The following is a 2323-nucleotide window of genomic DNA, read 5'->3' on the forward strand; positions in this document are numbered from 1 at the left end:
TTCGAAAACAGAAACCAAGTCGATATCTTTTCCATCGAGATTCCCTGGAGCAATGGTCCCACCATAAGCAAAGATCGCTGGGATATCCATATTGGCAATGGCAATCATCGAACCAGGCATGTTCTTATCACAGCCCCCGATGGCCACAAAGGCATCCACGTTGTGACCGCCCATAGCCGCTTCGATAGAATCCGCAATGATATCACGTGACGTCAGGGAGAAGCGCATTCCTGGAGTCCCCATAGCAATCCCGTCCGCAACCGTAATGGTGCCAAATTGGACCGGCCAAGCACCTGCATCTTTCACACCTTCTTTGGCCAATTTTCCAAAATCGTGGAGGTGGATGTTACAAGGGGTATTTTCCGCCCATGTCGAAATCACTCCGACAATCGGTTTCTCAAAGCTTTCATCGGTCATTCCCGTCGCGCGAAGCATGGCCCGGTTAGGGGATTTGACCATGCTGTCGTAGACACTACTACGATGGCGTTTGTCTAATTCTGTCATGTCATTCCTCTCGTTTCATTTTTTACCATTATAGCATAAAAGAGAGCACAAAGATAGGCAAGGTCTTTGAAGAGACAGACGACAGAAAAGTTTCTTTCAAAAATTTCAATTTTTTTGTCAAGTAACTTTACTTTACAAAAAAGTTTTGTTATACTGTTACAGTTGATGAAAATCAAACCTAATTGAATTTATATCTTAAAAGGAGAATAACGAAATGGCAGTACCTGCACGTCGCACATCAAAAGCGAAGAAAAACAAACGTCGTACGCACTACAAAGTAACAGCTCCATCTGTAAACTTTGACGAAGCAACTGGAGATTACTCACGTTCACACCGTGTATCACTTAAAGGATACTACAAAGGACGTAAGATCGCTAAAGCTGCATCAGCTGAATAATAGAAGGGAGATACCATGCGCGTAAATATTACACTTGAACACAAAGAATCTGGTGAACGCTTGTACCTTACTTCTAAAAACAAACGTAACACTCCAGACCGTCTTCAATTGAAGAAATACTCACCAAAACTTCGCAAACACGTTGTGTTTACAGAAGTTAAATAATTGAGTTTAAAAAGTCGTTGAAAATCAATTTCAACGACTTTTTTCTTTTTGCCAAATGCAGTACATTTCAGTTCAATCACTACCTTTTTTGGATAAATTTCAATGACTATACTAGCTACATTATAGAAAGAACATGGAAACTTATGACTTTCCGAAAATAAATCTTTCCCTGAAAATTTTGAATTTAAAGTGATGAACAAGCAAAAACAACCGGAAAAGAAACAGTTCACGACTGCTTCTTCTCTGGTTGTTTTTTCATACTAACGATTTTTCCGACTTAATTGATATGAGTATACCATAGGGATAAACACAATGGCGAGGATGACCAGCACCAAAACATAAGAAAGTGCGAATTGAAGTCCTGCTTCAAGTAGAAGGATCAACCCTCCGAGGACCCACAATTTCCCTGCCAAGCGATGAGTTTTGTGCCAGTTATCTTCACTCTGCAAGGTCCAAGGCAGACGGATTCCAACCGTGTGATTCACTTTTAGCTTAGGCATGTAATTGCCCATGATTACAAAGATGAGCCCTAGCAGAACCGAAACAAAAACTGATGGATTGGTAGTAGATCCTAGCGCCTTGCTATAGATGAGATAGGAGGTACTTAAGGAAACGATTGGGGTCAACCAGTAAATCGCTCTGATCATTTTTTCATTCATAGCGCTATTCTTAGAATCGCGACCGATCATAAAGATCATAAACAGATGCACCATGAGATCGAAAATAGGAAGACCAAACACAACCAGGGGTTTCGATTGGAAGTTATTGGCCTGGCCGGCAAAATTGAAATGAATCGGGATTTGGTTAGGCAATTGTGGCCAAATTATCAACCCCCAAAGCATGGGTAAAAGGATCACCATAGAAGTTAATAGCAATAGTTTTTTATTCGTTTTCATCAGTAGAGTCTCCTTTCAAATCAACGAGCCAGACCATTAAATCCTCCAAGACAGAAGTATTGAGTTCATAGTAGATAAAATTCTTCTCTTTTTCCTCTCGAATTAAATCTGCCTGCTTGAGGAGGCTTAAATGATGGGAAATGGTCGCTCCTGCTACATCAAAGTGGCCAGCGATATCACCAGCAGATAATTTCCCCGCCTTTAGCAGTTCTAAGATACTTCTTCTTATCGGATTCGATAAAGCTTTAAATGTTTGCGCAAAATTCATTCTCTATCTCCTCTAATCTATTTAGAAATCTTTCTAAATAGATTCTAGTACTTTCGGATGGGTTTGTCAACTCTATTTAGAAAAAAATCTAAA

The 2323-nt window shown here is 40.2% G+C and carries 5 protein-coding genes; 2 read left to right on the forward strand and 3 right to left on the reverse strand.

The genetic code is table 11. The annotated features are described in order from the left end of the window. The coding region (locus tag PAN06_RS13870) for a dihydroxy-acid dehydratase (protein ID WP_269796620.1) at positions 1-504 on the reverse strand (504 nt) is incomplete at its 3' end. A gap of 214 nt (positions 505-718) precedes the next feature. On the opposite strand from PAN06_RS13870, the gene rpmF reads away from it, so the two are divergent. Next, on the forward strand, positions 719-901 hold the full coding sequence (gene rpmF / locus PAN06_RS13875) for a 50S ribosomal protein L32 (RefSeq protein ID WP_003009516.1): 183 nt from the start codon (positions 719-721) through the stop codon (positions 899-901). A 15-nt stretch (positions 902-916) separates the two neighbouring features. Further along, positions 917-1066, forward strand: a complete 150-nt coding sequence (gene rpmG / locus PAN06_RS13880; RefSeq protein WP_001265622.1) for a 50S ribosomal protein L33 — start codon at positions 917-919, stop codon at positions 1064-1066. 260 nt (positions 1067-1326) lie between these two features. Here the strand turns inward: rpmG and PAN06_RS13885 are convergent, their stop codons facing one another. Next, the gene (locus PAN06_RS13885) at positions 1327-1962 is read right to left on the reverse strand and encodes an SdpI family protein (RefSeq protein WP_201089617.1); all 636 of its coding nucleotides are present in this window, start codon (positions 1960-1962) and stop codon (positions 1327-1329) included. Beyond that, positions 1949-2230 (reverse strand): autorepressor SdpR family transcription factor, encoded by a 282-nt coding sequence (locus PAN06_RS13890; protein WP_003009465.1) that lies wholly within the window; start codon positions 2228-2230, stop codon positions 1949-1951. Before PAN06_RS13890 ends, PAN06_RS13885 begins: the two co-directional genes overlap by 14 nt. Positions 2231-2323 lie beyond the last annotated feature (93 nt).

It is taken from the genome of Streptococcus sp. SM3, from assembly GCF_027497875.1.